Below are 24,729 nucleotides of genomic sequence, written 5' to 3' on the forward strand. Positions count from 1 at the left end.
CTGGCAACGCGGCACGAACGAGAACACCAACCGGCTCCTGCGGTTCTGGCTCGAGAAGGGAACCGACCTCTCGATCCACACCGCCGAGGACCTCGAACGCATCGCCGCGACCCTCAACAAGCGACCCCGCCCTACCCTGGGACTCAAGACCCCAGCCCAAGCGCTGGCCGAGCTCCTGTCGAACCCGACAGCAGCATGAACGTTGCTTCCACCGGTTGACCCCGCCACGGCCGGGGCGTGCGAAACGTCAGGGACTATCCCTCAGGGCTCCACCAGCCCCGCGCGGATCGCGTACCGGACCAGCTGGGTCCGGTCGCGCATGCCGAGCCGGGCGAGGATGTTGGCGCGGTGCCGCTCGACGGTCTTCACGCTGATGGTGAGGGCCTCGGCGATCTCCTTCGACGACAGGCCCTCGGCGATCAGCTTGAGGACCTCGTTCTCCCGCTCGGTGAGCGCGGTCATCGGCACGCGCTCACCGCGCCGCAGACGGTCGAGGTAGTCGCGCACCAGCGCGCTCATCGCGCCCGGGTAGACGAACGCCTCGCCGCGCATCGCCGAGCGGCAGGCGGCGACCAGGTCCTCGTCGGCGACCGACTTCAGCACGTAGCCGCTCGCGCCGACCTTCAGCGACTCGAAGAAGTACTGCTCGTTGTCGTGCATCGACAGCATCAGCACTCGCGGCGGCTCGCGGCGCCGCGCGATCTCACGGGCCGCCTGCAGCCCGGTCATCCGCGGCATCGCGATGTCGAGCACGACCAGATCGACCTCCACCTCGCGCAGCAGCGCCACCGCCTCCGCGCCGTCGCCCGCCTCGGCGACCACCTCGAGGTCGGGCTCCTGGTCGAGGATCAGTCGTACGCCGCGGCGGACCAGCGCGTGGTCGTCGGCGAGCAGGATCCGGACGGTCACGTCGCCTCCACGGGCACGCTCAGCCGGACCCGGGTGCCCTTCCCGGGCGAGCCGGTCAGCTCCAGGACGCCGCCCACGGAGCGGGCGCGCTCGCGCATGCCGCGCACGCCGGCGCCGCTCGCGCCGGCGGGCAGTCCGCGGCCGTCGTCCTCCACGCCGAGGACCACCCGGTCGCCGAGTCGCTGCAGGGTCAGCTCCACCGAGGTCGCACGCGCGTGCCGGGCCGCGTTGGTCAGCGCCTCCTGCGCCACCCGGTAGACCACGAGCTCGGTCGCGGGCGGCAGCGCGGGCAGGCCGGGCGCGATCGAGCGGCGTACCGTCGCACCGCCGTGCGCGGAGAACCCGGTCGCCAGCGCCGCGAGCGCGCTGTGCAGGCCCAGGTCGTCGAGGACCCCCGGGCGCAGCTCGCGCGCCACCCGCCGTACGTCGTCCAGCCCGGCGCGGGCGCTCTCGCGGACCAGCTCCAGCTCGTCGACGAGCTCGGCCGGGGCGCGCTGCTGCACCTGCTTGAGGCCGAGGAGTACGACGGTGAGCTGCTGGCCGACCTCGTCGTGGAGCTCGCGGGCGATCCGGTGCCGTTCCTCCTCCTCGGCGGCCAGGGCGCGGGCGTCGCTGCTGCTGCGCTCGCTCTCCAGCCGGTCGAGCATCGCGTTGAAGCTGGCGACCAGGTGGCCGCCGGGTCCTCCCGCGCCGCCGGGCAGGCGCTGCCCGGGCTCGAGCAGGTCGACCTTCGCCATCTGCCGCACCACGCGGTCGATCGGGGCGAGGCTGGCGCGCAGCAGCAGCGCGTTGAGCACCAGCATCACCGTCAGGCCCAACGTCAGCACGACCGCCTCGGAGACCAGCGGGCGGCGCGAGACGCTCACCGGGAAGAACAGCAGCGCGACGGTCCCGGCGAGGAACACCGCGCCGTTGATCAGGCACACCTTCCAGTAGAGGGGCACCGTCTGAGTCCGCACGTCGCCACCCTGCCACGCGCCCGGACGGACCAGCGGCCCCGGACCGAAGATGGGTGGTAGCCCCCATGGTCGCGATGCGCTCCTCCGCGAAGACTCGAGGCGCCGGACGAGCACGGGGCAGGAGGGGACATGGAGGAACCCCAGGGGACGGTCGTGGTGGTCCTTCTTCTGGTAGCCCTCCTGGCCCTGCTCGCCGGCGCCAGTCTTCGCTGGGCGCCGCCCGGCCACGTGCTGGTCGTCAGCCGCCGGGGCGTCGTACGCCGTGTCGTGGGCGGTGGCCCGACCTGGCGCTGGCCGGTGCTGGACACCGTCCGGACGCTGCCGCGCGAGGGGGAGCCGCTCACCGTCAGCGTGCGCGCCACGACCCGCGACGGCCACGAGGTGCGCCTGCTGGCCGAGACGGCCGGACCCACGAGGCCGCTCTCGCCGGGTGACCCCGCCGACGCCGCCGACCGCGCCCGCGCGGCTGCCGAGGCCGACCTCGAGGATGAGCTGGCGCGTGCCGTCGGCGCCCGTGACGTGGCCGACCTGGAGCGACTGGACGTGTGTGGTCTGGAGGTCGTCGAGCTGGACGTGGTGCTGAGGCCCTCCCGGTGACGACCGCGGAGCTCAACGTCGTCGTCCTGGTGGGCGCGGCGGTGCTGCTGGCCGCCGTGGCGGCCGTGCGCCTCGTCAGCCGGGCCGGGCTGCCGAGCCTGCTGATCTACCTGGCGATCGGACTGGCCATCGGCGAGGGCGGTCTCGGCCTGAACTTCGAGGACGCCGACCTGACCCAGGTGCTCGGCACCGTGGCGCTCGCGGTAATCCTGGCCGAGGGCGGCTTCACGACCGACTGGCGCACCGTCCGGCCCGTGGCCCCGCTCGCCGGGGTGCTGGCGACGGCCGGGGTGTTCATCAGCGTCGCGGTCACCACCGGCCTCGTCTACCTGGTCCTCGACGTCGACCTGCGCACCGCCATCGTGCTCGGCGCCGTGGCCTCCTCCACGGACGCGGCCGCGGTGTTCTCGGTGCTGCGCCAGCTGCCGGTCCGCGGCCGCCTGCGCGCCACCGTGGAGGCCGAGTCGGGATTCAACGACCCGCCCGTCATCATCCTGGTCACCGTCGTCACCTCCGACGCGTGGAACTCCTCCGGCCCGCTCGGCATCGCCGGGCAGATCGGCTTCCAGCTGGTCGTGGGCGTCCTGGTCGGCGTCCTGGTGGCCTGGGCCGGGACCTGGGTGCTGGTCCGCAGTGCGCTCCCGGCCTCGGGGCTCTACCCGCTGGCGACCCTGGCGATCGCGTTCCTCGCCTTCGCCGTGTCCGGGGTCATCGGGGGCAGCCCGATCATGGCGATCTACGTCGCCGGGCTGGTGCTCGGCAACGCCCGGCTGCCGCACCGGTCCACGACCGAGTCGTTCACCGGGGGACTGGCCTGGCTCTCCCAGATCGGCCTGTTCATCCTGCTGGGGGTGCTGGCCAGCCCCTCCCGGCTCCTCGACGCGCTGCCGACCGCGCTGGTGGTCGGCGCGGCGCTCACGCTGGTCGCCCGCCCGGTGTCGGTCGTGCTCTGCGCGACCCCGTTCCGGATGCCCTGGCGCGACCAGGTGTTCGTCAGCTGGGCCGGGCTGCGCGGCGCCGTACCCATCGTGCTCGCCACCATCCCCATGAGCGTCGGCCTGCCCGGGGCGGAACGGGTCTTCGACGTGGTGTTCCTGCTCGTCGTCCTCTTCACCCTGCTCCAGGGGCCGACGCTGCCGTGGGTCGCCAAGCGGACCGGAGCGGCACGCCCGCACAACCCGCGCGACGTCGCCATCGACTCGGCGGCCCTGGACGACATCGACGCCGCGCTGCTGCAGTTCACCGTCCCCGAGCGGTCCCGGATGATCGGGGTCGAGATCGCCGAGCTGCGGCTGCCGCCGGGCGCCGCGGTCTCGCTGCTTGTGCGGGACGGGGAGATCTTCGCGCCCACCCTCACCACCGACCTGCGCGCCGGCGACCACGTGCTGCTCGCCGCGCCGCGCGAGGACGGCGAGGCGATCGAGCAGCGGCTGCGCGCCGTGAGCGACGGCGGCCGCCTGGCGGGCTGGCTGGCCGCGGTGCCGCCGGCGAGTGCGCCGGGGCGCGCTGAACGACCCCGGGGAACACCGGGCCGCGCTGCGTCGTGATCTGATCGACCGGTGCGACCACTCACCCTCGTCACCGGCGGCACCCGCGGCATCGGCCGGGCGATCGCGCTCCGGCTCGCCGCCGACGGCCACGACCTGGTGCTCGGCTACCGCGGCGACGCCGAGGCGGCGTCGTCCTGCGCGCGCGAAGTCGAGGCGCTCGGTGCGTCCGTCGCGCTGGTCGCAGGCGACCTCACCGACCCGGACGCCGTCGACGCGCTGTTCGACTCCGCTCCCGGCCCGCTGACCGGCGTCGTCAACAACGCGGGCGCCACGCTGCACATCGGCCCGCTGGCCGAGACCCCCGCCGACGTCGTACGGCGCACGGTCGACCTGAACCTCACCAGCGCGCTGCTGGTCGCGCGGGCCGCCGTACGAGCCCTCGGCCGGTCGTACGGCGGCCCCGGCGGCGTGCTCGTCAACATCAGCTCGGGCGCGGCGACGCTGGGCTCGCCGGGGGAGTACGTCCAGTACGCCGCCGCGAAGGCCGGCGTCGACGCCCTCACCCTCGGCCTGGCCCAGGAGGTCGCCGCCGACGGCGTGCGGGTGGTCGGCGTCGCGCCGGGCATCGTCCGCACCCGGATCCACGAGGACGCCGGCGAGCCCGGCCGGCTCGACCGGGTCGGCCCGCTCGTGCCGCTCGGCCGCGCCGGCGAGCCCGACGAGGTGGCGTCGGTGGTCGCCTTCGCACTGAGCGACGCCGCGTCGTACGTCACCGGCACGACGCTGCGCGTCGCCGGTGGCCGATAACGGCAGATCGGCCCTTCCGTTGGCAAACTCTGCCAGTGTCCGCCCCGGGGAGGACCCCTAGGTTCGACGCATGAGAGTCCTGCTCGCGCTCGGCGGAAACGCCATGACCAGCGCGGACGGGCGAGCCCGGCCGGAGGACCAGATCGAGGCCGCGTCGACCGCGGCCGCCGCCGTCGCCGACCTCGTCGCACACGGCGACGAGGTCGTCATCACCCACGGCAACGGCCCGCAGGTCGGCAACCTCCTGGTCAAGAACGAGCTCGCCGCCGCCGTCGTACCGCCCGTCCCGCTGGACTGGTGCGGTGCCCAGACCCAGGCCACGCTCGGCTTCGTGCTGATGAACGCGCTCGATGCCGCGCTGCTCGAGCGGGGCATCGACCGCCGTACGGCGGCCGTGGTCACCCGCACGCTCGTCGCCTGGGACGACCCCGGGTTCACCCGGCCGACCAAGCCGATCGGGCGGTACCTGCCGGCCGCCGACGCGGCCCTGCTCGTCGAGCACGGCGAGACCTGGGAGGACCGCGGCGAGCGGGGCTGGCGGCGCGTCGTCGCGTCCCCCGAGCCGCTGGCGATCGTCGACCTGGCCCCCGTCGAGGCCCTGGTCGCGGCGGGTCTCGTCACCATCGCCGCTGGCGGGGGAGGCATCCCCGTCGTGGCCGACGCGGAGGGTCGGCTGCGCGGCGTCGAGGCCGTCGTCGACAAGGACCTCGGCGCGGCCGTGCTCGCTCGGGACCTGCGCGCCGACGTACTCGTCGTCGCGACCGACGTGCCGAACGCCGTGCTCCGCTGGGGCACGCCCGAGGCCGAGCCGCTCGGCGAGCTCACGGTCGCCGAGCTGCGCAAGCACGCCGCCGACGGCCACTTCGCGAGCGGCTCGATGGCCCCCAAGGTCGAGGCGGCCTGCCGGTTCGTCGAGCAGGGGGGCCAGCGCGCCCTGATCACCAGCCTGAGCCACATCACCGATGCCCTCGACGGCGCCGCCGGCACCGTCGTCGTACCCGAGAGGAAGACCGCCTGATGCCCAGTGCCATCGAAGTACGCAAGGTCCCGATCCACTCCGTCTCCGACGCCAGCGAGCTGGCCAAGCTCATCGACGACGGGGTGATGGAGGCCGGCCGCGTCATCGCGATCATCGGCAAGACCGAGGGCAACGGCGGGGTCAACGACTACACCCGGATCATCGCCGACCGCGCGTTCCGCGAGGTGCTCGTCGAGAAGGGCGCCGACCCGGCGGCCGTCAAGGAGATCCCGATCGTCTGGTCGGGCGGCACCGACGGGGTGATCAGCCCGCACGCGACGATCTTCGCGACCGTCGACGCCGAGCCGAGCGAGGAGTCCCGCCTGACCGTGGGCTTCGCGATGAGCGAGGTGCTGCTGCCCGAGGACATCGGCCGCGCCGGGATGATCACCAAGGTCGCCGACGCCGTGAAGGTTGCCATGGAGCGCGCCGGCATCACCGACGCCGCCGACGTGCACTACGTCCAGACCAAGACCCCGCTGCTGACGCTCTCGACGATCGCCGACGCCAAGTCGCGCGGCCAGGACGTGTTCACCGAGGACACGCTCTACTCGATGGACGTCTCCAACGGCGGTACGGCGCTCGGCATCGCCGTCGCCCTCGGCGAGATCGACATGCCCCGCGACGAGGACGTCCTGAAGGACCGCTCGCTCTACTCCTCGGTCGCGTCCTGCTCGTCCGGCGTCGAGCTGGACCGCGCGCAGGTCGTCGTCGTCGGCAACGCCACCGGGGTCGGCGGCCGCTACCGCATCGGCCACTCCGTGATGGACGACGCCCTCGACGCCGACGGCATCTGGGACGCCATCAAGGACGCCGGCCTCGACCTGCCCGAGCGACCGCGCACCGCCGACCTCGACGGCCGGCTGGTCAACGTCTTCCTCAAGTGCGAGGCGTCCCAGGACGGCACCGTCCGCGGGCGCCGCAACGCGATGCTCGACGACTCCGACGTGCACTGGCACCGCCAGATCAAGGCCGCGGTCGGCGGCGTCACCGCCTCCGTCACCGGCGACCCCGCCGTCTTCGTCTCGGTCTCGGCGGCCCACCAGGGGCCTGACGGGGGTGGCCCGGTGGCGGCGATCGTCGACCTGGGCTGAGGCATCTGGCTGGGTGGGCCGGGTCTGCAGGCTCATCACGGTATGCAGCCGAGTTCGCGCCTCCCACGGTGGGTACGCCGTGGAACCGCAAGCTGATCGACATACCGTGATGAGCCTGCACCCGGCTCGCCTTCCCGACCCTTCCGTCCAGCGGAAGCACCCCCGTGCCCGCCCCACCCCGGCGCGCGAACCTGGCGGAATGAGCCTCCTCGACGCGCAGACCTGGACCGGGAAGATCCTCCTCGACGGTTGGACCGCGGGCGGCGGCGGGACGGCGCCGGCGTACGAGCCCGCCACCGGCGCGGTCCTGGGCGAGACGGGCGTGGCGACGCCGGACGACGTACGACGGGCCGCGACCCGGGCGGCCGAGGCGCAGGCCGAGTGGGCCGCCCGCAAGCCGACCGAGCGGGCCGCCGTGCTGCGCCGGGCCGGCCTGCTCTTCGAGGAGCACGCCGCGGAGATCCAGGACTGGATCGTGCGCGAGTCCGGCGCGATCGCGCCGAAGGCGCAGCTGGAGACCCACGTCGCGGCGCAGGAGTGCTTCGAGGCGTCCGCGCTGTCGACGCATCCCCACGGCGAGGTGCTGAGCACCGACGAGGACCGTTGGTCGATGGCCCGCCGCCGGCCGGTCGGGGTGGTCTCGGTGATCGCGCCCTTCAACTTCCCGCTGATCCTCAGCATCCGGGCCGTCGCGCCGGCGCTGGCGCTCGGCAACGCCGTCCTCCTCAAGCCCGACCCGCGCACCAGCGTCTGCGGCGGCGTCGTGCTGGCCCGCGTCTTCGAGGAGGCCGGACTGCCCGCCGGCCTGCTCAGTCTGCTGCCCGGCGGCGCCGACGTCGGTGCCGCGGTCGTCGAGGCGCCGGAGGTGTCGGTCATCGCGTTCACCGGCTCCACCGAGGCCGGCCGCAAGGTCGGCGAGGCGGCCGCCCGCCACCTCAAGCGCGCGCACCTCGAGCTCGGCGGCAACAACGCGCTCGTCGTCCTACCGGGCGCCGACGTCGCGCAGGCGGCCAGCGCGGGCGCGTTCGGCTCCTTCATGCACCAGGGCCAGATCTGCATGACGTCCGGCCGCCACCTCGTCCACGAGTCGATCGCCGAGGAGTACGTCGCCGCGCTCGCCGAGAAGGCCCAGCACCTGCCCGTCGGCGATCCCGCGTCCGGCCAGGTCGCGCTCGGGCCGATCATCGACGAGAAGCAGCTGAAGCGGATCGACGCCATCGTCCAGGACGCCGTGGGCCGGGGTGCGCGGCTGGTCGCCGGTGGCACCAACGAGGCCCTGTTCTACTCGCCGACCGTGCTCGCGGACGTCGCCGGCGACAACCCGGCGTGGACCGAGGAGATCTTCGGCCCGGTCGCTCCGGTACGCACCTTCGCGACCCTCGACGAGGCGGTGGCGCTCGTCAACGAGAACGCCTACGGGCTCTCCGTCGGGATCCTCGGGGACGTCGGGCTGGCGATGCGGCTCGCCGACCGGGTCAGCTCCGGCAAGGTGCACATCAACGAGCAGACGGTCTCCGACGAGGCGACCGCGCCGTTCGGCGGGACGAAGTCGTCCGGCAACGGCTCGCGGGTCGGCGGCGCCACGGCCAACCTGGAGTCCTTCACCGAGGTGCAGTGGTTGACGGTGCGGTCCGAGATCGCGCCGTACCCGTTCTGAGGGGCTAGGTGTCGTACTCCAGCCCGTCCCAGGGCGCGTAGTAGACCATGAAGTCGCCGGGGACGATGCTGACGTAGTGCTCGCCCCCGTCGGGGTAGCGCCCGACCTTCCAGCCGAACCGGGTCCTGCCGACCTTCGTCAGGAACGGCTCGACCTCGATCGGCTCGAGGACGTAGTCGCCGAGCCCGGCCAGCCGCTCGGCGACGAGCCCGTCGGAGCCGGAGGGAGCAGGGTCCGCACGCACCTCGTCGAAGGTCCCGTCGGCGTGCCAGAGGAACAGCCCGACGTACGACGTGCCGCGGGCGTAGAGCTCCTGGCTGAGGAAGAACCGGCGACCGTCCTCGGCGGTTCCGGCGTACGGCACGTGGTAGTCGTCGGGGACGATCGTGAAGCGGGCGGGCGGGCCGTCCGCCGGTTCGGGCGAGGTCCCGCTCGGGCTCTCGGCCGGGGCCGCGCAGGCCCCGAGGGTCGCCGCAGCCAGCAGGAGTGCGAGGAGCAGTCGCGTCACGAGCGCCAGCCCCACTCCATCTCCGCGACGGCCACGTCGTGGGTGCGCTGGTCGGTCAGCAGCCGGACGACGTGCAGGGAGCAGTCGACGCCCGCGGAGACGCCGGCCGAGGTCAGGACGCGCTCGGCCGAGCGCACGAAGCGCTGTCCGCGCACGACGGTGGTCGTGGGGGAGAGGGCGGCGAGCTCGTCGAAGGAGTCGTGGTGCGTCGTGGCCGGGCGGTCCTCCAGGAGGCCGGCGGCGCCGAGCACGAGCGCGCCGGTGCACACCGAAATCAGCATCTCCACCTCGCCCGCCCGGTCGCGCACCCAGGACAGCACCCGGTCGTCGTCCAGCAGCGCCCGGGCGCCGGCGCCGCCGGGGACGACGAGCAGGTCCGAGGGCGGCGCGTCGTCCAGGAGGTACGTCGGCAGCACGGTGAACCCGCCCCGCCCTACCGTCGGGCCCGGCTTCAGCCCGACCGAGAAGACGTCGAACGGCCGGCCGTCGCCGAGCTCGCCGGCCACGTTGAACACCTCGTAGGGGCCCGCGAAGTCGAGGACCTCCATGTCGTCGAAGGCGAGGATCGCGACGGTCCGTGGGGTCATGGGGCCATCCTCGCGGGTGCGGCGTCGGAATGTCGGCGGAAGGTGTTGAGATGGACCCATGAGCGCGATCACCACTCCCGAGACGCCGGCCTTCCGCCTGCGCCCCGCGGCGGCCGCGCCCGCAGCGCCCACGCTCGACGAGCACCAGCAGCAGGTCGTCGACCACCCGGGTGGTCCGCTGCTCGTGCTCGCCGGCCCCGGCGCGGGCAAGACGACCACCCTCGTCGAGGCCATCGTGGCCCGGGTCGAGGCCGGTGCCCGCCCCGACCAGGTGCTGGCGCTCACCTTCTCCCGCAAGGCCGCCGAGCAGCTCCGCGACCGGGTCACGGCGCGGCTCGGCCGCACCATGGCGACCCCGCTGAGCTCGACCTTCCACTCCTTCGCCTACGCGCTGGTGCGGCGCTACGCGCCCGCCGAGCTGTACGCCGCGCCCCTGCGGCTGCTGTCGGCGCCCGAGCAGGACGTCGTGCTGCAGGAGCTGCTGACCGACCACCCCGAGTCGGTCCGCTGGCCCGCCGGGCTCCGGGCCGCGGTCGGCACCCGCGGCTTCGCCAAGGAGGTGCACGCCGTCCTCGCCCGCGCCCGGGAGCGCGGGCTGGACCCCGACGAGCTGATCGAGCTCGGCGAGCGGGAGGGGGCGCCCGAGCTGGCGGCGGCCGGCTTCTTCCTCGCCCAGTACCTCGACGTCCTGGGCGACCAGAGCGCGGTCGACTACCCCGACCTGGTCGCGCGTGCCGTGATCGAGGCCAACCTGCACCGCGACGAGCTGCGTCGCGAGCTGCGCCACGTCTTCGTCGACGAGTACCAGGACACCGACCCCAGCCAGGTGGCCCTGCTCCGGGCGCTGGCCGGCGACGGCCGCGACCTGACCGTGGTCGGCGACCCCGACCAGTCGATCTACGGCTTCCGAGGAGCGGACGTCCGCGGCATCCTCGACTTCCCGCGCCAGTTCCCGCAGGCCGACGGCTCCCCGGCCCGCGTGGTCGCGCTGGCCACGACCCGCCGCTTCGGCTCGCGACTGCTGCGCGCGTCCCGCTCCATCGCGGCCGGCATCGGCGTCACCGGGTCGATCCCCGCGTCGGCGTACGCCGCCTTCCGTGACCCGGCGCCCGTCGCCCACGAGCTCGGTCCCGGCACGGTCCAGGCGCTGACGTTCGACACCGCACGCGCCGAGGTGGAGCACATCGCCGACCTGCTGCGCCGGGCACACCTCGAGGATGGCGTCGCCTGGTCCGACATGGCCGTGCTGGTGCGCTCCGGTCGCGCGGAGATCCCGGGGCTGCGCCGGTCGCTGGTCGCCGCCGGGGTGCCGGTCGAGGTCGCCAGCGACGAGACGCCGCTGGTCCGCGAGCCCGCCGCGGTGCCGCTGCTGGCGGCGCTCGCGGTGGTCGGCGACGCGACGGTCGACGACCCCACCTCTCAGGACCACGTCGGTGCCGACCGTGCCGAGGCGCTGCTGACCTCGCCCCTGGGCGGGCTCGACGCGACGGACGTGCGTGCGCTGACCCGTGCCCTGCGCGAGCGCGAGCCCGAGGCGGCCCCGCGCGAGCTGGTGCGCGGGTCGGTGCTGGAGCCCGCGCTCCTGGTCGGCGTCGACGGCGAGGCCGCCACCCGCGCCCGCCGGCTCGCGCTCCTCGTGGCGCGAGCCCGCGCCGAGCTCGACGCCGGGGCGACGGTCGAGGAGGTGCTCTGGACGCTGTGGGAAGGCTCCGACTGGGGGCGCCGGCTGCGGCACGCGACCCGGGGCGGCGGCCACGGCGCCCGCCTGGCCCACCGCGACCTCGACGCGATCTGCGCCCTGTTCGAGACCGCCGCCCGCGCCGAGGAGCAGCGTGGTCACACCAGCGTGCGGGCCTTCGTCGACACCCTGCGGGCGCAGGAGATCCCCGCCGACACCCTGGCCGACCGCGGGGTCCGCGGCGACGCCGTCCGCCTGCTCACCGCCCACCGGTCCAAGGGGCTGGAGTGGCGGCTCGTGGTGGTCGCTCGGGTCCAGGAGGGTGCCTGGCCCGACCTGCGCCGCCGTGACACGCTGCTGCAGGCCGACCGGATCAGTCGCGAGGGTCTGCTGCCGCCGCTCACCCGGGGCGCGATCCTGGCCGAGGAGCGGCGCCTGTTCTACGTCGCAGCGACCCGGGCGCGCCAGCGGCTCGTGGTCACGGCCGTGGCCTCCGCCGACGAGGAGGGCGAGCAGCCCTCGCGGTTCCTGCACGAGCTCGGGCGCGACCCCGTGCACCTGGTCGGCCGGCCGCGACGCCCGCTGTCGATGAGCGGCCTGGTCGCCGAGCTGCGCCGGACCCTCGCCGACCCCGAGCAGCCGGAGCCGCTGCGCGCGGCGGCGGCCCGCCGGCTCCGGCGGCTGGCCGAGACCGACGTGCACGGGCGGCCGGTCGCCGTCGCAGCCGACCCGGCGTCCTGGTGGGGGCTGCGGGCGCCCACCCGGGCCGCGCAGCCGGTGCGGCCCGGCGAGGCTCCGCTGACGATCTCCGCGAGCACCCTCGAGGGCCTGATCACCTGCCCGGCGCAGTGGTTCCTCAGCCGCGAGGCCGGCGGCGCCGTGGTGAGCTCGGCGAGCCAGGGCTTCGGCAAGGTCGTGCACGCGATCGCCGACCGGATCGCCAAGGGCGAGATCGCCTCGCCCGTCGACGTCGACGCCGACCTGATGCCGCTGGTCGACGAGGTCTGGGCGCGCCTGGAGTTCCGCACGCCGTGGTCGCGGGCCCGGGAGCGGGCGGCGGTCCGCGACGCGCTGGTGCGCTTCGTCGGCTGGCACGAGCGGCCGGGGGCGCGCACGGTGCTGGCGACCGAGCCGCGCATGCAGGCCCAGGTGACCCTGCCCGACGGTCAGGTGGTGCGGTTGAACGGCTACGCCGACCGCCTCGAGCTCGACGAGGACGGCCGGGTGGTGGTCATCGACCTGAAGACCGGCAAGTACCCTCCCACCGGTCCGCAGGTCGAGCGGCACAGCCAGCTCGGCCTCTACCAGCTGGCCGTCGAGCACGGTGCGGCCGACGAGTGGCTGGCCGAGTCCGCCCGACCGGGACGGACGGGCGGAGCCGAGCTGGTGCAGCTGCGCCACGGCACCGACCAGCCCAAGGTGCAGCGGCAAGCCCCACCGCTGGAGGGAGCGGGCTTCGTGGAGGACCAGCTCGTGGCGGCCGCGACGGTGCTGCGCAGCGAGGAGTTCGTGGCCCGCCCCGGTGCGCACTGCGACCGGTGCACGTTCCATGCCGTGTGCCCCGACAAGTCGTCGGGATCGGTGCTCTCGTGACCGCCACCATGGATCCCACCGCCGAGGGGACCTCGCCGGTCCCGCCTCGCGACATCACCACGCCCGAGCAGCTGCGCGACCTGATGCGCGCCGAGTGGACCTTCAGCGACCAGCAGTTCGCGGCGATCACCGCGCCCCTGGAGCCCGCGGTCGTGATCGCCGGCGCCGGCTCCGGCAAGACCACCGTCATGGCGGCCCGGGTGGTGTGGCTGGTCGCCACGGGCCGGGTCCGCCCCCACGAGGTGCTGGGGCTGACCTTCACGACCAAGGCGACCGCCGAGCTGCAGGGCCGGATCCGCGAGAGCCTGCGGCAGGCCGGCCTGCTGCCCGAGCGCGGCAGCCGCCCGGTGGACCCGGGACAGGACGAGCCCGAGGAGCTCGAGGAGCCGACGGTCGCGACGTACCACTCGTACGCCACCAACCTGCTCTCCGAGCACGGCCTGCGGATCGGTCACGAGCCGGACACCCGCCTGATCGCCGACGCCAGCCGCTACCAGCTCGCCGCCCGCGCCGTGCAGCGCTACACCTCCACCGTCGACCAGCTCACGGACTCGCCGAGCCACGTCGTCCAGTACCTCCTCGCCCTCGACGGGGAGATGAGCGAGCACCTCGTGACCCCGCCACAGGTGCGCGCCTACGACGCGTCCCAGCGCCCGCTGTTGGAGGTCGGGATGGCCACCGAGCACCGTAAGACCTACCGCGCCGTCAACGAGAAGGCGATCGCGGCGATCGACAAGCGGGCCGAGCTGCTGGGCCTGGTCGAGGCGTACCGCCGCCTGAAGACCCACCACGGGCTGATGGACTTCTCCGACCAGATCGCGCTGGCCGCACGACTGGCCGAGGAGTGTCCCGAGGTCGGCGAGATCGAACGCGGGAAGTTCAAGGTCGTGCTGCTCGACGAGTACCAGGACACCTCGGTCGCCCAGGCCCTGATGCTGAGCCGGCTGTTCAGCGGCCCCGACGCCGACCACGGCCGGGGGCACCCGGTGACCGCAGTGGGCGACCCCAACCAGGCGATCTACGGCTGGCGGGGCGCCTCGGTGTCGAACATCCTGGAGTTCGCCCAGGACTTCCCGAGCGTCGACGGCGAGGGCCGGACCTACCCGCTCACCGTCAACCGCCGCTCCGACGAGCGGATCCTGGCCTCGGCCAACCACCTGGCCGCCGGGTTGTACGCCGACCGGCCCGAGCTGCGCCCGCTCGAGCCCAAGCCCGGGGCCGATCCCGGCGAGGTGCGCGCGATCGTGCACGAGACCTGGGACGACGAGCTGACCTGGTTGGCGACGGAGGTGATCGCCACCCACGGCGTCCTCGCCGCCCGCACCGAGGAGCCCTGCTGGAAGGAGATCGGGGTCCTGGTGCGCGACAACGCCCACGCGGCCGCGGTCTTCGATGCGCTCTCCGCCCAGGAGATCCCGGTCGAGATCGTCGGCCTGAAGGGGCTGCTGCGCCTGCCCGAGGTGGCCGAGGTGGTGGCGACGCTGACCCTGATCCAGGACGTCACCGCCAACGCCGCCCTGCTGACCCTGCTCGCCGGACCGCGCTGGGCGATCGGCCTGCGCGACCTGGCCCTGCTGGGCCGGCGTGCCCGCGACCTCGCCGGCGGGGGCGCCGCCGTGCGCGCCACGACGTTCGCCGACCTGCAGGCCGAGCTGGGCGCCGCGGTGGAGGGGGCCGACCCCAGCGAGATCGCCGCGCTCTGCGACGCCCTCGACGACCCGGGGGAGCCCGGCGACTACGACTACTCGTCCGAGGCGCGCGAGCGGTTCGCGCTGCTCGCCACGGAGCTGCGCCGGCTGCGCGCGTCGATCGGCGAGCCGCTGCTCGACCTGGTCCGCCGGATCGTCGACGTGACCGGCATCGACGTCGAGCTGGCCTCTTCGGTCAGCCCCGCCGCGGCCGCCCGCCGCGAGAACCTCGACCTGTTCGTCCAGGCGGTGGCGGAGTTCCAGGCCGTCGACGGCCAGGTGACGCTCGCGGCGCTGCTGGCCTGGCTGGAGGCCGAGGACGAGTTCGGCCAGGGCCTCGACGTCGCCACCCCCTCGGAGGCCGACTCGGTCAAGCTGCTCACCGTCCACCGGGCCAAGGGGCTGGAGTGGGACGCGGTGTTCCTGGTCGGGGTGGCGGAGCAGAAGTTCCCGACCAACCGCACCCGCTCCAGCTGGCTGACCGTCCCGTTCGTGCTGCCCACCCCCCTGCGCGGCGACGCCCGGGACCTCCCGACGCTGGCCGGGCACACCCCCGACGACCTGAAGGCGCTCGCGGCGCAGGCCAAGGAGCACCAGGCGCTGGAGGAGCTGCGGCTCGGTTACGTCGCCTGGACCCGCGCCCGGCACACGCTCCGGGTCTCGGCGTACTGCTGGGCGCCCCAGCGCAAGAGCGGCCTCGGCCCCTCGGCGTACCTCCAGAGCACCCGGGAGGCGATGGAGGGCTGGGGCGCGCTCCCGGACGCCTGGCTCGACAAGCCGGCCAAGGACTCGCCCAACCCGTACGCCGAGGCCGCGACGGACCTGGCCTGGCCGATCTCCCACCACACTCGTGAGGTCGAGCGGCGGATCGAGGCGGCGGCCCGGGTCCGCGCGGCCGACCCGGAGGCCACCGACGACCTCGAGGACATGCTGCTGCTGGACCGGGTGGCCCAATGGGACACCGAGATCGACCGGCTGCTGGAGGAGGCGACCCGCGACCGCGCCACGGTCGTCGAGGTGCCGCTGCCCTCCAGCCTGTCGGCGACCTCCCTGGCCCGGCTGCGCGACGACCCGGAGGCCTTCGCCCGTGAGCTGGCCCGGCCGATGCCGCGCAAGCCGTCGTCGGCGGCCCGCTTCGGCACCCGCTTCCACGCGTGGGTCGAGAGCCGCTTCGGCCAGCAGCTGCTGATCGATCCCGACGAGCTGCCCGGACGTGCCGACTCGGGCATCGCCGACGACGCGGAGCTCGCCGAGCTCGTCGAGCGCTTCGAGACCGGTCCGTTCGCCGACCGGGTGCCGCACGCGGTGGAGCCGCCGTTCGCCCTGGTGCTGGCCGGCCAGGTGGTGCGCGGGCGCATCGACGCCGTCTACCGCGACGGGGAGGGCTACCTGCTGGTCGACTGGAAGACCGGTCGGCACCTGGAGCCCGACCCGCTGCAGCTGGCGATCTACCGCGTGGCCTGGGCCGAGCTGCACGGGGTGCCGCTGGAGGACGTCCGGGCGGCGTTCTTCCACGTGCGCTCCGGCGAGCTGGTCGAGCCGCCCGGGCTGCCCGGCCGGGCGGAGCTGGAGGCGCTGTTCACCGCGACGTGAGCCTGACCTGGACGGCGGGTCGCGCGTCTCAGGGGTGCGCTGGCAGGGTGGAATGGCACCGCACGTCCTGACACCTGCCGAAGGAGAACCTCATGCTGAAGAAGCTCGTCCTCGTCGTCGCCGTCGTCGCCCTGGGCGGCCTCGTCGCCAAGAAGGTCGGCGGCAAGTAGCCGCAGCCCCTCTCAGACCTGACGGCCCGCGGGCTGGCCGAGCGACTCGGCCACTCCGCGGGCCGCGGTGCGTCCGGCCCGGTTCGCGCCGATGGTGCTGGCCGAGGGGCCGTACCCCACCAGCTGCACCCGCCGGTCGGCGACGGCCGTCGTCCCGTCGAGCCGGATCCCGCCGTGCGGGGAACGCAGCCGCAGCGGGGCCAGATGGGTCACCGCCGGGCGGAAGCCGGTCGCCCACACGATCACGTCGACGCGTTCGAACCGGCCGTCGGCCCAGCGCACGCCGTCCGGCTCGACCGCGGCGAACATCGGCAGCCGGCGGTAGGCGCCGAGTCGCTCCGCCTCCCGCTCCTGGGGTCGCAGCGCCAACCCGGTCACGCTGACCACGCTGGCGGGCGGCAGCCCGCGGCGTACTCGCTCCTCGACCAGGGCGACCGCCTCGCGCCCCGCGTCGGGCGTGAAGTCGTCCGTACGCCACACCGGCTCCCGGCGGGTCACCCAGAGCGTGTCGGTGACGGGCGCCAGCTCGCCGAGGTGCTGGACGGCGGACGCACCCCCGCCGACGACGAGGACCCGGCGGCCGCGGAAGGGCAGCGGCCCCGGGTAGTCGTGGGTGTGCAGCTGCTCGCCGAGGAAGGTGTCCATGCCGGGGTAGCGCGGCACGAACGGGTGGGTCCAGGTGCCGGTGGCGTTGACGAGGGTGCGCGAGACCCACGACCGGTCGCCGGCGGACGTGCGCAGCAGCCCGTCGTCGTCGCTCACCCGGTCGACGCGGACCGGTCGCAGCACGGGCAGCTCGTGCTCGCGCTCGTACGCCGCGAAGTACGCCGGCACGACGACGTTCGCGCGACCGGCGTCGTCCGCGGGGGCGACCGAGTCCGGCAGCGCCGCCACCCCGTGCACGTCGTGCATGGCGAGCGAGTCCCAGCGGTGCTGCCAGGCCCCGCCCGGAGCCGCGTCGCCGTCCAGGACCACGTGGGACAGACCCCGCCGCCGGAGGTGGTACGACGCCGAGAGCCCGGCCTGGCCGGCGCCGATGACGAGCGAGTCGAGGACCTCCATGCCGGTGGAACATCCGGGACCGGCTGCGGCTTCCGTTCCCGGGAGTGACATCCTCGACACGTGACGGAATCCCGCGGCATCTCCTGGCCGCTCCTGGTACTGGCCCTGATGTGCGCGATCCCGGCCGTGGTCGGCGGCCTCTGGGTCCTCGGCGGCGACGAGGACTACCAGGGCCTCGGCTTCGCCGTCCTCGGCTTCTTCGGCGCCGGCGTGGTCGTCCTCGGCCGCAAGGCCTTCCGCCCCGGCCCCTGAGCGCGACCCGTCACTTTCTCGGCACTTTTCGCGGCGTGTCGACGAAGGATCGACGGGTCGGCCGCCCCGTTCAGCCCGCGGCCAACCCGGCCGTCAACGCGATCTCGACCATCGACCCGAAGGTCTGCTCCCGCTCCAGCGCCGTGGTCTGCTCGCCGGTGACCAGGTGGTCGGAGACGGTGCACACCGCCAGCGCCTGCCGGCCGAAGCCGGCCGCGATCGTGTAGAGCGCGCTCGCCTCCATCTCGACCGCGAGTACGCCGTGCTCGACCAGTCGCCGGGTGAGCTCCGGCCGGGCCGGGTAGAACGAGTCGCTGCTGTAGATCAGCCCGACGTGCACCGTGGCGTCGCCGGCGAGGCCCTGCCCCGAGCGATCGGCCGCGTCGTACGCCGCCCGCAGCAGGCCGAAGTCGGCGACCGGGGCGTAGTCGAGTCCCTCGAACCGGATCCGGTTCATCGACGAGTCGGTGCAGGCGCCCGAGGCGATCACGATGTCGCGTACGGCGACGCTCTCGGTCATCGCGCCGCACGATCCGACCCGGATGATCCGCTGCACGTCGTACTCGCTGAACAGCTCGTGGGCGTAGATGGCCAGCGACGGCTGACCCATGCCCGAGCCCTGCACCGACACCCGATGTCCGCGCCAGGTGCCGGTGTAGCCGTACATGCCGCGCACCTCGGTGTAGCACCGCGCGTCGTCGAGGAAGGTCTCGGCGATCCACCGCGCCCGCAGCGGGTCGCCGGGCATCAGGACGAGGGGCGCGATCTCACCGGGGCCGGCGCCGACGTGCGTGCTCATGGCGCCAGCCTAGGGATCGCGGGGAAGAGTCACCCCGTCACCGCGACGAGCTCGTCGGGGACGACGTCGAGCCGGTGCGTCGCCGTCGTCTCCATCGTGGCGAGGTCGACGACGTGCAGCTCGCGCGTCGCGGGCTCGGTGACGTACGCCGTGTCGCCCGCGACCTGCAGGGTGGGACGGGGCTCCTGCCACTCGGTCGGCTCCTGCCAGGCGGCAATCACCTGGGTGGAGCGCACGAGGCGGCCCCGCCGCGCGTCCAGGACGTGGAGCGCGCCGTCGGTCCCGAGCACGAGGCCGTCGCCGTCGGGCATCCGGCCCAGCGAGCGGAAGGTGTAACTCGCCGGCAGGTCCACCAGTCGGACCGTCGCGTCGCGGGTGTCGATCAGCGACACCCGGGTCGGCCGCTCGAGCTCCGCGTCGGGATCGGTCTTGTAGTCCCCGAGGACGTACGGCGAGCTCTCGTGGCCGGCCTGGTTGCCGATCCGGCCGTACGGGTCGGGACTCGTGACCTTGCGGATCTCGCGGCCGTCGACGACCAGCACGCCGTCCTCGCAGCCGAAGACGGCCACGTCGCCCGCGAAGGCCTCCCCATGGACGCCGGGGCAGTCGTCGCTCGCCGCGAGCTCGGCGCCGGCGGCCGTGGCGACCCGGACGCCGGAACGGGAGTCGTGGTCGCCGACGGTGTGCACGAGGTTGCCGTGGCCGTCCTGGACGGCCACGCCGTGGTGGGCCTCGGGCAGCTGCCAGGTGTCGAGCGCGGGCGCGTCGTCCTCGAGATCCTCCAGGTCGTGCGGGTCGAACGCGGTCACGGTGCCGGTGCCGTCGTCGAACAGCGTCGTCCGTCCGGCGTGGGGCACCACGTGCCCGGGCTCCTCGGCGGGCACGGTGAAGTCGGTGAGCCGGGGGTCGGCGGTGAAGGAGTGCCCGTGGTCGCCGTGCTCGTCGGTCCAGGCGCCGAGGTCGAGGGCGGTGAACGTTCCCGCGGCCGCGACCATCGCGTGCCGCTCGTCCCCGGCGGGGCTCAGCCGCGCGTAGCCCTCCAGCGGCTGGTCGAGGAGGACCTCGCCGTCCTCGGCGCGGAGCACGAGGACGCCGCCGTCGTACGTCACGGCGACGCGGGGCTCGGCGCCGGCCGACTCGGTGGCGGAGCTGGCCGAGGGGGCAGCGGAGCTGGGGGAGGAGGCCGGTGCGGCGTCGGGAGCGGGGTCGTTCTCGGTGCCGCACGCGGTGAGGGCGAGGGCGGCGAGAGGGAGGAGGGGGAGGGTGCGTCGAAGTCTGAACATGAGAACGAGTCTCAACGTAAATGAGAATCGATGTCAAAAATCCTCGCCGGTCCTCGGCTGAGCGGGCATCGCGTCTAGCCTGCGAACGTGACCCAGCCGCACCTGAGGATCGTCGAGAACCCGCACGACCGCGCCGCCGTACGACGCAAGGACGAGGGGTGGCTCGCGGACCGCTGGGCCGACCCGACGACCCGGGTGCTCGTGGTCGCCGGCACCCGCGTCCAGCCGCGTGACGGCGCGCTCGACTGGGTCTCGCCCGCGGCGGCGCCGGAGGGCCTCCGGGTGCTGCTGGGGGAGCGGGACGGGACGGCGTGGTTCGCCGTCGTCGCGGGCGTCGAGCTCGCGCGGGAGGGCGGCGAGTGGGCGGGTCTGCGCGACTTGCTCATGCCGCTGTCCGACGGATCGCTCGAGGGTGGCCCGCTGCTGCTGCACGCACTCGGGTTGGCGGAGTGGCTGTTCGTCACCCGGTTCTGCCCACGCTGCGGTGGTGCCCTGGAGCCGCGGGCCGCGGGCCACGAGCTCGTGTGCACGCAGTGCGGCCGGTCGCAGTTCCCCCGCACCGACCCCGCCGTCATCATGATCGTCGCTGCGGGCGAGCCGGGGGCCGACGACGAGCGGTGCCTGCTGGGCCGTCAGGCGGTCTGGCCCGCGGGCCGGTTCTCGACGCTGGCCGGGTTCTGCGAGCCGGGCGAGACGCTCGAGGACGCCGTACGCCGCGAGGTCGCCGAGGAGACCGGCGTCCTCGTCGGCGACGTCGAGTACTTCGGCAACCAGCCCTGGCCGCTCCCGGCCAGCCTGATGCTGGGCTTCGTCGGCCGGGCGGTCTCGACCGACATCGAGGTCGACCGCGACGAGATCGAGGAGGCGCGCTGGTTCACCCGCGCCGAGCTCCGCGCCGAGGCGGAGGCGGGGCGGGTGCGCCTGCCGCAGGGCGTCTCGATCAGCCGCTCGCTGATCGAGCACTGGTACGGCGGGCCGCTCCCCGGGCAGTGGTGATCAGGAGGCCAGCGCGGCCAGTTTCTCCTTGACCTGCGCCAGCGACGGGTTCGTCTGCGCGGTGCCGTCGGAGTAGACCAGCGTGGGCACCGTCTGGTTGCCGTTGTTGGCCTCCTCGACGATCTTCGCCGCCTCGGGGACCTGCTCGATGTCGACGATGTCGAAGGTGATGCCCTCGCGGTCCAGCTGGCTCTTCAACCGGTGGCAGTAGCCGCACCACGGGGTGCTGTACATCGTGAACGTGCTCGACATCTGAACTGTCGCCTCCGGCGTCTAGGGTCTGGGCTCTACCCGATCCAACCACCGGTCCCCAGGAGATGTTCCTTCGATGCCCCCCGCGCCCGACGACCTGCTGGCCGCCCTCGATCCCGAGCAGCGCCGGGTCGCGGAGGCGCTGCGCGGTCCGGTACGGGTGCTGGCGGGGGCCGGCACGGGCAAGACGCGGGCGATCACCCACCGCATCGCCCACGGGGTCGCCTCCGGCGTCTACGCGCCGACCGAGGTCCTGGCGGTCACGTTCACGACGCGGGCGGCCGGGGAGATGCGGGGCCGGCTGCGCCAGCTCGGCGCGGGCGGCGTCCAGGCGCGCACCTTCCACTCCGCCGCGCTGCGCCAGCTGCGCTACTTCTGGCCCAACGTCCACGGGACCGAGCTGCCGCAGCTGATCGAGTCCAAGATCGGGCTGCTCGCCTCGGCGGCCCGCCGTCAGCGTCTCTCCTCCGACCAGGCGCTGCTGCGCGACCTGGCGTCCGAGGTCGAGTGGGCCAAGGTCAGCAACGTCCACCCCGACGACTACGCCCGGGTGGCGACCGCCCGCGGCCGCTCGGTGACCGGCCACGACGCGGAGACCGTCGGCCGGGTCTTCGGCAGCTACGAGGAGGTCAAGCGCAACCAGGGCCGGATGGACATGGAGGACGTCCTGCTGCTCACCGCCGGACTGCTCGCCGACGACGAGCGGGTCGCGGCCCAGGTCCGCCGGCAGTACAAGTGGTTCGTCGTCGACGAGTTCCAGGACGTCTCGCCGCTGCAGTCGGCCCTGCTCGACCTGTGGCTCGGCGGTCGCGACGAGCTCTGCGTGGTCGGCGACCCGGCCCAGACCATCTACTCGTTCGCCGGCGCCAACGCCGACTACCTCCGCGACTTCCCGAAGAAGTTCCCCGGCACCACCTCCGTCGAGCTGGTGCGCAACTACCGCTCCTCGCCCGAGGTCGTCGGCGCCGCGAACGCGCTGCTCGCGGGCTCGCCGAGCCAGGGCGTGAAGCTCCAGGCGCAGCGCCCCTCCGGGCCGACGGTCGCCTACACGCCGTACCCCGACGAGGTGGCCGAGGCCGAGGCCGTCGCCGCCAGGATCAAGGCGCTGCGCGACCGGGGCCGCGCCCTCGGCGAGGTCGCGGTGCTGTTCCGCATCAACGCCCAGTCCGAGTCCTTCGAGGAGGCGCTCGCCGCCCGCGGCCTCCCGTACGTCGTCCGCGGCGCCGCCCGCTTCTTCGACCGGCCCGAGGTGCGGGAGGCGGTGACCCGGATCCGGGGTACGGCGCGCTCGGGCGGGGGCGCCGCCACCGGCGACGAGCTCCTCGAGCACGTGCACGGCACCCTGGCCGGGATGGGCTGGACCTCCGAGGCGCCCACCACCCGGGGCCAGACCCGGGACCGCTGGGAGTCCTGGCAGGCGCTGGTCGACCAGGCGACGGAGTTCGCGGCCGGCGGGGGAGACCTCGGCGGGTTCGTCGACGATCTCGACCGCCGCGCCGCGGAGCAGCACGCTCCGGTGGCCGACGGCGTCACCCTGGCGACCTTCCACGCCGCCAAGGGCCTGGAGTGGGACTCGGTCTTCCTCTGCGGCCTCCAGGACGGCACGCTGCCCATCACGTACGCCGACACCCCGGCCGCGGTCGAGGAGGAGCGCCGGCTGCTCTACGTCGGCATGACCCGCGCCCGCCTCGAGCTGTCGCTGTCGTGGGCGCTGGCCCGCAACCCGGGCGGCCGGGCCGGGCGCAAGCCGTCGCGGTTCCTCGATCCGCTGCTGCCCGACGACGCCCGGGTGGAGCGGACCCCCGCGCGCAGCCGCAAGGTCGCCGGCTGCCGCGAGTGCGGCCGGCCCCTCGACACCGGGGCCGAGAAGAAGCGCGGTCGCTGCAACGATTGCCCGGCGTCGTACGACGAGGAGCTGTTCGAGCGCCTGCGGGAGTGGCGCAAGGCGCGCGCCGCCGACGAGAGCGTGCCGTCGTTCGTGATCTTCACCGACGCCACCCTGCAGCTGATCGCCGAGCACAAGCCCCGTTCGCCCCAGGCGCTGCTGAAGATCAGTGGTATAGGCCGGTCGAAGGTCGAGCGGTACGGCGAGGACGTCCTCGAGCTGGTCGGCTGAGGTGCTGCTTCCCGCTCAACAGAGCGGGAAAGTCGTCGTGGTCCGACGCCCGGACCGGTCGTCGGCGAAGGCGCTGGGAGAAGTTGAAAAAGAAACCCACGAAATAGTCATAAAATCGTTTGCTCCTTACCAACTGCCCGCGGTAACTTTCCGTCACCAACAAGTTCCGCGCATCACGGTCCTGGCACGACCGGCGCACCACACGCACCGAAGGAGGTGGCCTCAATGAACAGCACCAAGCTCATGACGACGGTTCAGACCCCGTCGCGCTTCGCCGTGCCCGCGTGCGGTCACGCCTTCGCAGCGACCCGTTGGGGCGTCGATCTCGGCCTGTTCGCCGGTGCCGGCACGACCGTCGTGGAGCGCGACCGCTCCGCCCAGATCACGGAGATCAAGGGCGGTCGGGGTTTCGTCCCGACCTACGCCCCGGGGACCACTGCCTGGAGTCCACCGACCAGTTGAGAAACACTGCGTCGTCGCCTCCAGGCCGCGGATCCCACACCGGGATCCGCGGCCTTTCTGTTGTCCGCACATCAGACACACAGCGATCAGATTCGAAGGAGGTGAAACATGACCATCAGTGTTCTCGACCGCACCGATGCAGCCAGCCTGGGCCAGCTGCACGACGAGGCGGAGCGGGTCGACGACGAGCTGCTGCCGTGCCGGGTGAAGAACCCCGAGCTGTGGTTCGCCGAGTCGCCGGCCGACGTGGAGTTCGCCAAGGCCCTCTGCCAGGAGTGTCCGGTCCGGTCCCGGTGCCTCGACGGCGCGCTCCAGCGGCGCGAGCCGTGGGGCGTCTGGGGCGGCCAGCTCTTCCTCCAGGGTGCGGTGATCCCGCGCAAGCGGCCCCGCGGGCGTCCGCGCAAGAACGAGACCGCCGCCTGAGCGGCACCAGCACCACCTCCATCCGACGTACCACCGAGAAGGACCACCGAGATGAAACTCATGACCGACGACCTGGCCCGCGCGCAGATGTCCGCGCGCCTGGGAGAGGCGCAGCAGCTGCGTCGCGGCTACCACCTGGCCCGCGCGCACCGCATGACCCGCCGCGCGGAGCTCGCCGCGTCGCAGGCTCGCACCGCCCTCGCCCGCGCGCTCTGAGCGCCTGATCGACCAAGGAACCACATCGCCATGAACACCTACCTGAACCGGAGCACCGAGATGAATCTCATGAACGAAGATCTGGCCCGCGCACAAATGTCCGCGCGCCTGGGAGAGGCGCGCCAACTTCGACGCGGCCACCACGTGGCCCGTGCCGCTCGTCTCTCCCGCAAGGCCGAGCGGGCCGCGCAGCAGGCGCGGCTCGCCCTGGCCCGGGCACTGTGACGGGCCGACCCGAACGCACCCTGATCGCGGGTGTCTGATGCAGGAGCCGGGCACGACCACCGAGGTCGTGCCCGGCTCCTGGCGTTCCGGGCCGCCTATCGTGGGCAGGTGCGCACCTGTGACTTCTGCGGGCGCCGGGAGAGCGAGGACGACGACCCGGCGACGGCCCTGACCGGGACGACCGCGGTCGAGCGCGGCCGCGCCCGGACCTTCTGCCCGACCTGCTCGCGCGAGCACCTCCGGTCGATGGAGGGCAAGCTCGACAGCGAGTGGTGGTGAAGACCTAGGACACGCC

Annotated in this window: 25 protein-coding genes; 17 read left to right on the forward strand and 8 right to left on the reverse strand. The window is 73.8% G+C overall.

Going from position 1 to position 24,729, the window contains the following annotated elements:
* Positions 1–199: transposase (locus VMF51_RS07980; protein WP_414689448.1), on the forward strand; the 199-nt coding region annotated here is incomplete at its 5' end.
* A gap of 62 nt (positions 200–261) precedes the next feature.
* Here VMF51_RS07980 and VMF51_RS07985 read toward each other — a convergent pair.
* Positions 262–909: a response regulator transcription factor gene (locus VMF51_RS07985; RefSeq protein WP_325473883.1), complete on the reverse strand. Its 648-nt coding sequence runs from the start codon at positions 907–909 to the stop codon at positions 262–264.
* Positions 906–1,868, reverse strand: coding sequence for a sensor histidine kinase (locus tag VMF51_RS07990; protein ID WP_325473884.1), 963 nt, complete (start codon positions 1,866–1,868; stop codon positions 906–908). Before VMF51_RS07990 ends, VMF51_RS07985 begins: the two co-directional genes overlap by 4 nt.
* A gap of 129 nt (positions 1,869–1,997) precedes the next feature.
* Here VMF51_RS07990 and VMF51_RS07995 point away from each other — a divergent pair, with 129 nt between their 5' ends.
* The 6 genes from VMF51_RS07995 to VMF51_RS08020 all read left to right on the forward strand — a co-directional run bounded on the left by VMF51_RS07995 (position 1,998) and on the right by VMF51_RS08020 (position 8,531).
* Positions 1,998–2,465 carry an SPFH domain-containing protein gene (locus VMF51_RS07995; protein ID WP_325473885.1) on the forward strand — a complete coding sequence of 156 codons (468 nt, stop codon included), beginning with the start codon at positions 1,998–2,000 and terminating at the stop codon, positions 2,463–2,465.
* On the forward strand, positions 2,462–4,012 hold the full coding sequence (locus tag VMF51_RS08000; RefSeq protein ID WP_325473886.1) for a potassium/proton antiporter: 1,551 nt from the start codon (positions 2,462–2,464) through the stop codon (positions 4,010–4,012). Before VMF51_RS07995 ends, VMF51_RS08000 begins: the two co-directional genes overlap by 4 nt.
* Before the next feature lie 12 nt (positions 4,013–4,024).
* The gene (locus VMF51_RS08005) at positions 4,025–4,762 is read left to right on the forward strand and encodes an SDR family oxidoreductase (RefSeq protein ID WP_325473887.1); all 738 of its coding nucleotides are present in this window, start codon (positions 4,025–4,027) and stop codon (positions 4,760–4,762) included.
* Between the two features lie 70 nt (positions 4,763–4,832).
* The gene (locus VMF51_RS08010) at positions 4,833–5,780 is read left to right on the forward strand and encodes a carbamate kinase (RefSeq protein ID WP_325473888.1); all 948 of its coding nucleotides are present in this window, start codon (positions 4,833–4,835) and stop codon (positions 5,778–5,780) included.
* Positions 5,780–6,874, forward strand: a complete 1,095-nt coding sequence (locus tag VMF51_RS08015; protein WP_325473889.1) for a ring-opening amidohydrolase — start codon at positions 5,780–5,782, stop codon at positions 6,872–6,874. Before VMF51_RS08010 ends, VMF51_RS08015 begins: the two co-directional genes overlap by 1 nt.
* A gap of 199 nt (positions 6,875–7,073) precedes the next feature.
* The gene (locus VMF51_RS08020; RefSeq protein WP_325473890.1) at positions 7,074–8,531 is read left to right on the forward strand and encodes a benzaldehyde dehydrogenase; all 1,458 of its coding nucleotides are present in this window, start codon (positions 7,074–7,076) and stop codon (positions 8,529–8,531) included.
* Positions 8,532–8,535: 4 nt separating this feature from the next.
* Here the strand turns inward: VMF51_RS08020 and VMF51_RS08025 are convergent, their stop codons facing one another.
* Complete coding sequence (locus tag VMF51_RS08025; RefSeq protein WP_325473891.1) at positions 8,536–9,039, reverse strand: hypothetical protein; 504 nt, start codon at positions 9,037–9,039, stop codon at positions 8,536–8,538.
* Positions 9,036–9,626: a DJ-1/PfpI family protein gene (locus VMF51_RS08030; RefSeq protein ID WP_325473892.1), complete on the reverse strand. Its 591-nt coding sequence runs from the start codon at positions 9,624–9,626 to the stop codon at positions 9,036–9,038. The genes VMF51_RS08025 and VMF51_RS08030 overlap by 4 nt, the downstream gene beginning before the upstream one ends.
* Positions 9,627–9,684: 58 nt before the next feature.
* Between VMF51_RS08030 and VMF51_RS08035 the strand changes: the two genes are divergently transcribed.
* Together VMF51_RS08035 and VMF51_RS08040 are read left to right on the forward strand one after the other, a co-directional pair.
* Entirely contained in the window at positions 9,685–12,897 is a 3,213-nt protein-coding gene (locus VMF51_RS08035) for an ATP-dependent DNA helicase (RefSeq protein ID WP_325473893.1), read from the forward strand.
* Entirely contained in the window at positions 12,894–16,178 is a 3,285-nt protein-coding gene (locus tag VMF51_RS08040; protein ID WP_325473894.1) for an ATP-dependent DNA helicase, read from the forward strand. Before VMF51_RS08035 ends, VMF51_RS08040 begins: the two co-directional genes overlap by 4 nt.
* A 182-nt stretch (positions 16,179–16,360) precedes the next feature.
* Here the strand turns inward: VMF51_RS08040 and VMF51_RS08045 are convergent, their stop codons facing one another.
* Positions 16,361–17,410, reverse strand: a complete 1,050-nt coding sequence (locus VMF51_RS08045) for an NAD(P)-binding domain-containing protein (protein ID WP_325473895.1) — start codon at positions 17,408–17,410, stop codon at positions 16,361–16,363.
* A 60-nt stretch (positions 17,411–17,470) separates the two neighbouring features.
* Between VMF51_RS08045 and VMF51_RS08050 the strand changes: the two genes are divergently transcribed.
* The gene (locus tag VMF51_RS08050) at positions 17,471–17,662 is read left to right on the forward strand and encodes a hypothetical protein (RefSeq protein ID WP_325473896.1); all 192 of its coding nucleotides are present in this window, start codon (positions 17,471–17,473) and stop codon (positions 17,660–17,662) included.
* 70 nt (positions 17,663–17,732) lie between these two features.
* Here VMF51_RS08050 and deoD read toward each other — a convergent pair whose 3' ends face one another.
* Together deoD and aztD are read right to left on the reverse strand one after the other, a co-directional pair.
* On the reverse strand, positions 17,733–18,461 hold the full coding sequence (deoD, locus tag VMF51_RS08055; protein ID WP_325473897.1) for a purine-nucleoside phosphorylase: 729 nt from the start codon (positions 18,459–18,461) through the stop codon (positions 17,733–17,735).
* A gap of 29 nt (positions 18,462–18,490) precedes the next feature.
* Positions 18,491–19,744: a zinc metallochaperone AztD gene (gene aztD, locus VMF51_RS08060; protein ID WP_325473898.1), complete on the reverse strand. Its 1,254-nt coding sequence runs from the start codon at positions 19,742–19,744 to the stop codon at positions 18,491–18,493.
* Positions 19,745–19,831: 87 nt separating this feature from the next.
* Between aztD and nudC the strand changes: the two genes are divergently transcribed.
* On the forward strand, positions 19,832–20,740 hold the full coding sequence (nudC, locus tag VMF51_RS08065; protein WP_325473899.1) for an NAD(+) diphosphatase: 909 nt from the start codon (positions 19,832–19,834) through the stop codon (positions 20,738–20,740).
* Here the strand turns inward: nudC and VMF51_RS08070 are convergent, their stop codons facing one another.
* Entirely contained in the window at positions 20,741–20,992 is a 252-nt protein-coding gene (locus VMF51_RS08070; RefSeq protein ID WP_325473900.1) for a mycoredoxin, read from the reverse strand.
* 76 nt (positions 20,993–21,068) lie between these two features.
* On the opposite strand from VMF51_RS08070, the gene VMF51_RS08075 reads away from it, so the two are divergent.
* The 6 genes from VMF51_RS08075 to VMF51_RS08100 all read left to right on the forward strand — a co-directional run bounded on the left by VMF51_RS08075 (position 21,069) and on the right by VMF51_RS08100 (position 24,713).
* Positions 21,069–23,108, forward strand: coding sequence for an ATP-dependent DNA helicase UvrD2 (locus tag VMF51_RS08075; RefSeq protein WP_325473901.1), 2,040 nt, complete (start codon positions 21,069–21,071; stop codon positions 23,106–23,108).
* 225 nt (positions 23,109–23,333) lie between these two features.
* Positions 23,334–23,570, forward strand: coding sequence for a hypothetical protein (locus tag VMF51_RS08080; protein ID WP_325473902.1), 237 nt, complete (start codon positions 23,334–23,336; stop codon positions 23,568–23,570).
* 108 nt (positions 23,571–23,678) lie between these two features.
* Positions 23,679–23,993, forward strand: coding sequence for a WhiB family transcriptional regulator (locus VMF51_RS08085; RefSeq protein WP_325473903.1), 315 nt, complete (start codon positions 23,679–23,681; stop codon positions 23,991–23,993).
* Positions 23,994–24,044: 51 nt separating this feature from the next.
* Positions 24,045–24,209 (forward strand): hypothetical protein, encoded by a 165-nt coding sequence (locus tag VMF51_RS08090; protein ID WP_325473904.1) that lies wholly within the window; start codon positions 24,045–24,047, stop codon positions 24,207–24,209.
* Positions 24,210–24,239: 30 nt separating this feature from the next.
* Entirely contained in the window at positions 24,240–24,434 is a 195-nt protein-coding gene (locus tag VMF51_RS08095) for a hypothetical protein (RefSeq protein ID WP_325473905.1), read from the forward strand.
* Positions 24,435–24,542: 108 nt separating this feature from the next.
* Complete coding sequence (locus tag VMF51_RS08100) at positions 24,543–24,713, forward strand: hypothetical protein (RefSeq protein WP_325473906.1); 171 nt, start codon at positions 24,543–24,545, stop codon at positions 24,711–24,713.
* The last annotated feature ends 16 nt before the right edge of the window (positions 24,714–24,729 follow it).

It is taken from the genome of Nocardioides sp., from assembly GCF_035503875.1.
Taxonomy (GTDB): Bacteria; Actinomycetota; Actinomycetes; order Propionibacteriales; family Nocardioidaceae; genus Nocardioides.

What these genes read in the sequence shown, in the direction of transcription:
- aztD (WP_325473898.1), bottom strand. Translation starts at nt 19,744, where the DNA reads ATGTTCAGACTTCGACGCACCCTCCCCCTCCTCCCTCTCGCCGCCCTC.
- VMF51_RS08070 (WP_325473900.1), bottom strand. Translation starts at nt 20,992, where the DNA reads ATGTCGAGCACGTTCACGATGTACAGCACCCCGTGGTGCGGCTACTGC.
- VMF51_RS08080 (WP_325473902.1), top strand. Translation starts at nt 23,334, where the DNA reads ATGAACAGCACCAAGCTCATGACGACGGTTCAGACCCCGTCGCGCTTC.
- VMF51_RS07995 (WP_325473885.1), top strand. Translation starts at nt 1,998, where the DNA reads ATGGAGGAACCCCAGGGGACGGTCGTGGTGGTCCTTCTTCTGGTAGCC.
- VMF51_RS08010 (WP_325473888.1), top strand. Translation starts at nt 4,833, where the DNA reads ATGAGAGTCCTGCTCGCGCTCGGCGGAAACGCCATGACCAGCGCGGAC.
- VMF51_RS08075 (WP_325473901.1), top strand. Translation starts at nt 21,069, where the DNA reads ATGCCCCCCGCGCCCGACGACCTGCTGGCCGCCCTCGATCCCGAGCAG.
- deoD (WP_325473897.1), bottom strand. Translation starts at nt 18,461, where the DNA reads ATGAGCACGCACGTCGGCGCCGGCCCCGGTGAGATCGCGCCCCTCGTC.
- VMF51_RS08015 (WP_325473889.1), top strand. Translation starts at nt 5,780, where the DNA reads ATGCCCAGTGCCATCGAAGTACGCAAGGTCCCGATCCACTCCGTCTCC.
- VMF51_RS08035 (WP_325473893.1), top strand. Translation starts at nt 9,685, where the DNA reads ATGAGCGCGATCACCACTCCCGAGACGCCGGCCTTCCGCCTGCGCCCC.
- VMF51_RS08090 (WP_325473904.1), top strand. Translation starts at nt 24,045, where the DNA reads ATGAAACTCATGACCGACGACCTGGCCCGCGCGCAGATGTCCGCGCGC.
- VMF51_RS08085 (WP_325473903.1), top strand. Translation starts at nt 23,679, where the DNA reads ATGACCATCAGTGTTCTCGACCGCACCGATGCAGCCAGCCTGGGCCAG.
- VMF51_RS08030 (WP_325473892.1), bottom strand. Translation starts at nt 9,626, where the DNA reads ATGACCCCACGGACCGTCGCGATCCTCGCCTTCGACGACATGGAGGTC.
- VMF51_RS08095 (WP_325473905.1), top strand. Translation starts at nt 24,240, where the DNA reads ATGAACACCTACCTGAACCGGAGCACCGAGATGAATCTCATGAACGAA.
- VMF51_RS08020 (WP_325473890.1), top strand. Translation starts at nt 7,074, where the DNA reads ATGAGCCTCCTCGACGCGCAGACCTGGACCGGGAAGATCCTCCTCGAC.
- VMF51_RS08045 (WP_325473895.1), bottom strand. Translation starts at nt 17,410, where the DNA reads ATGGAGGTCCTCGACTCGCTCGTCATCGGCGCCGGCCAGGCCGGGCTC.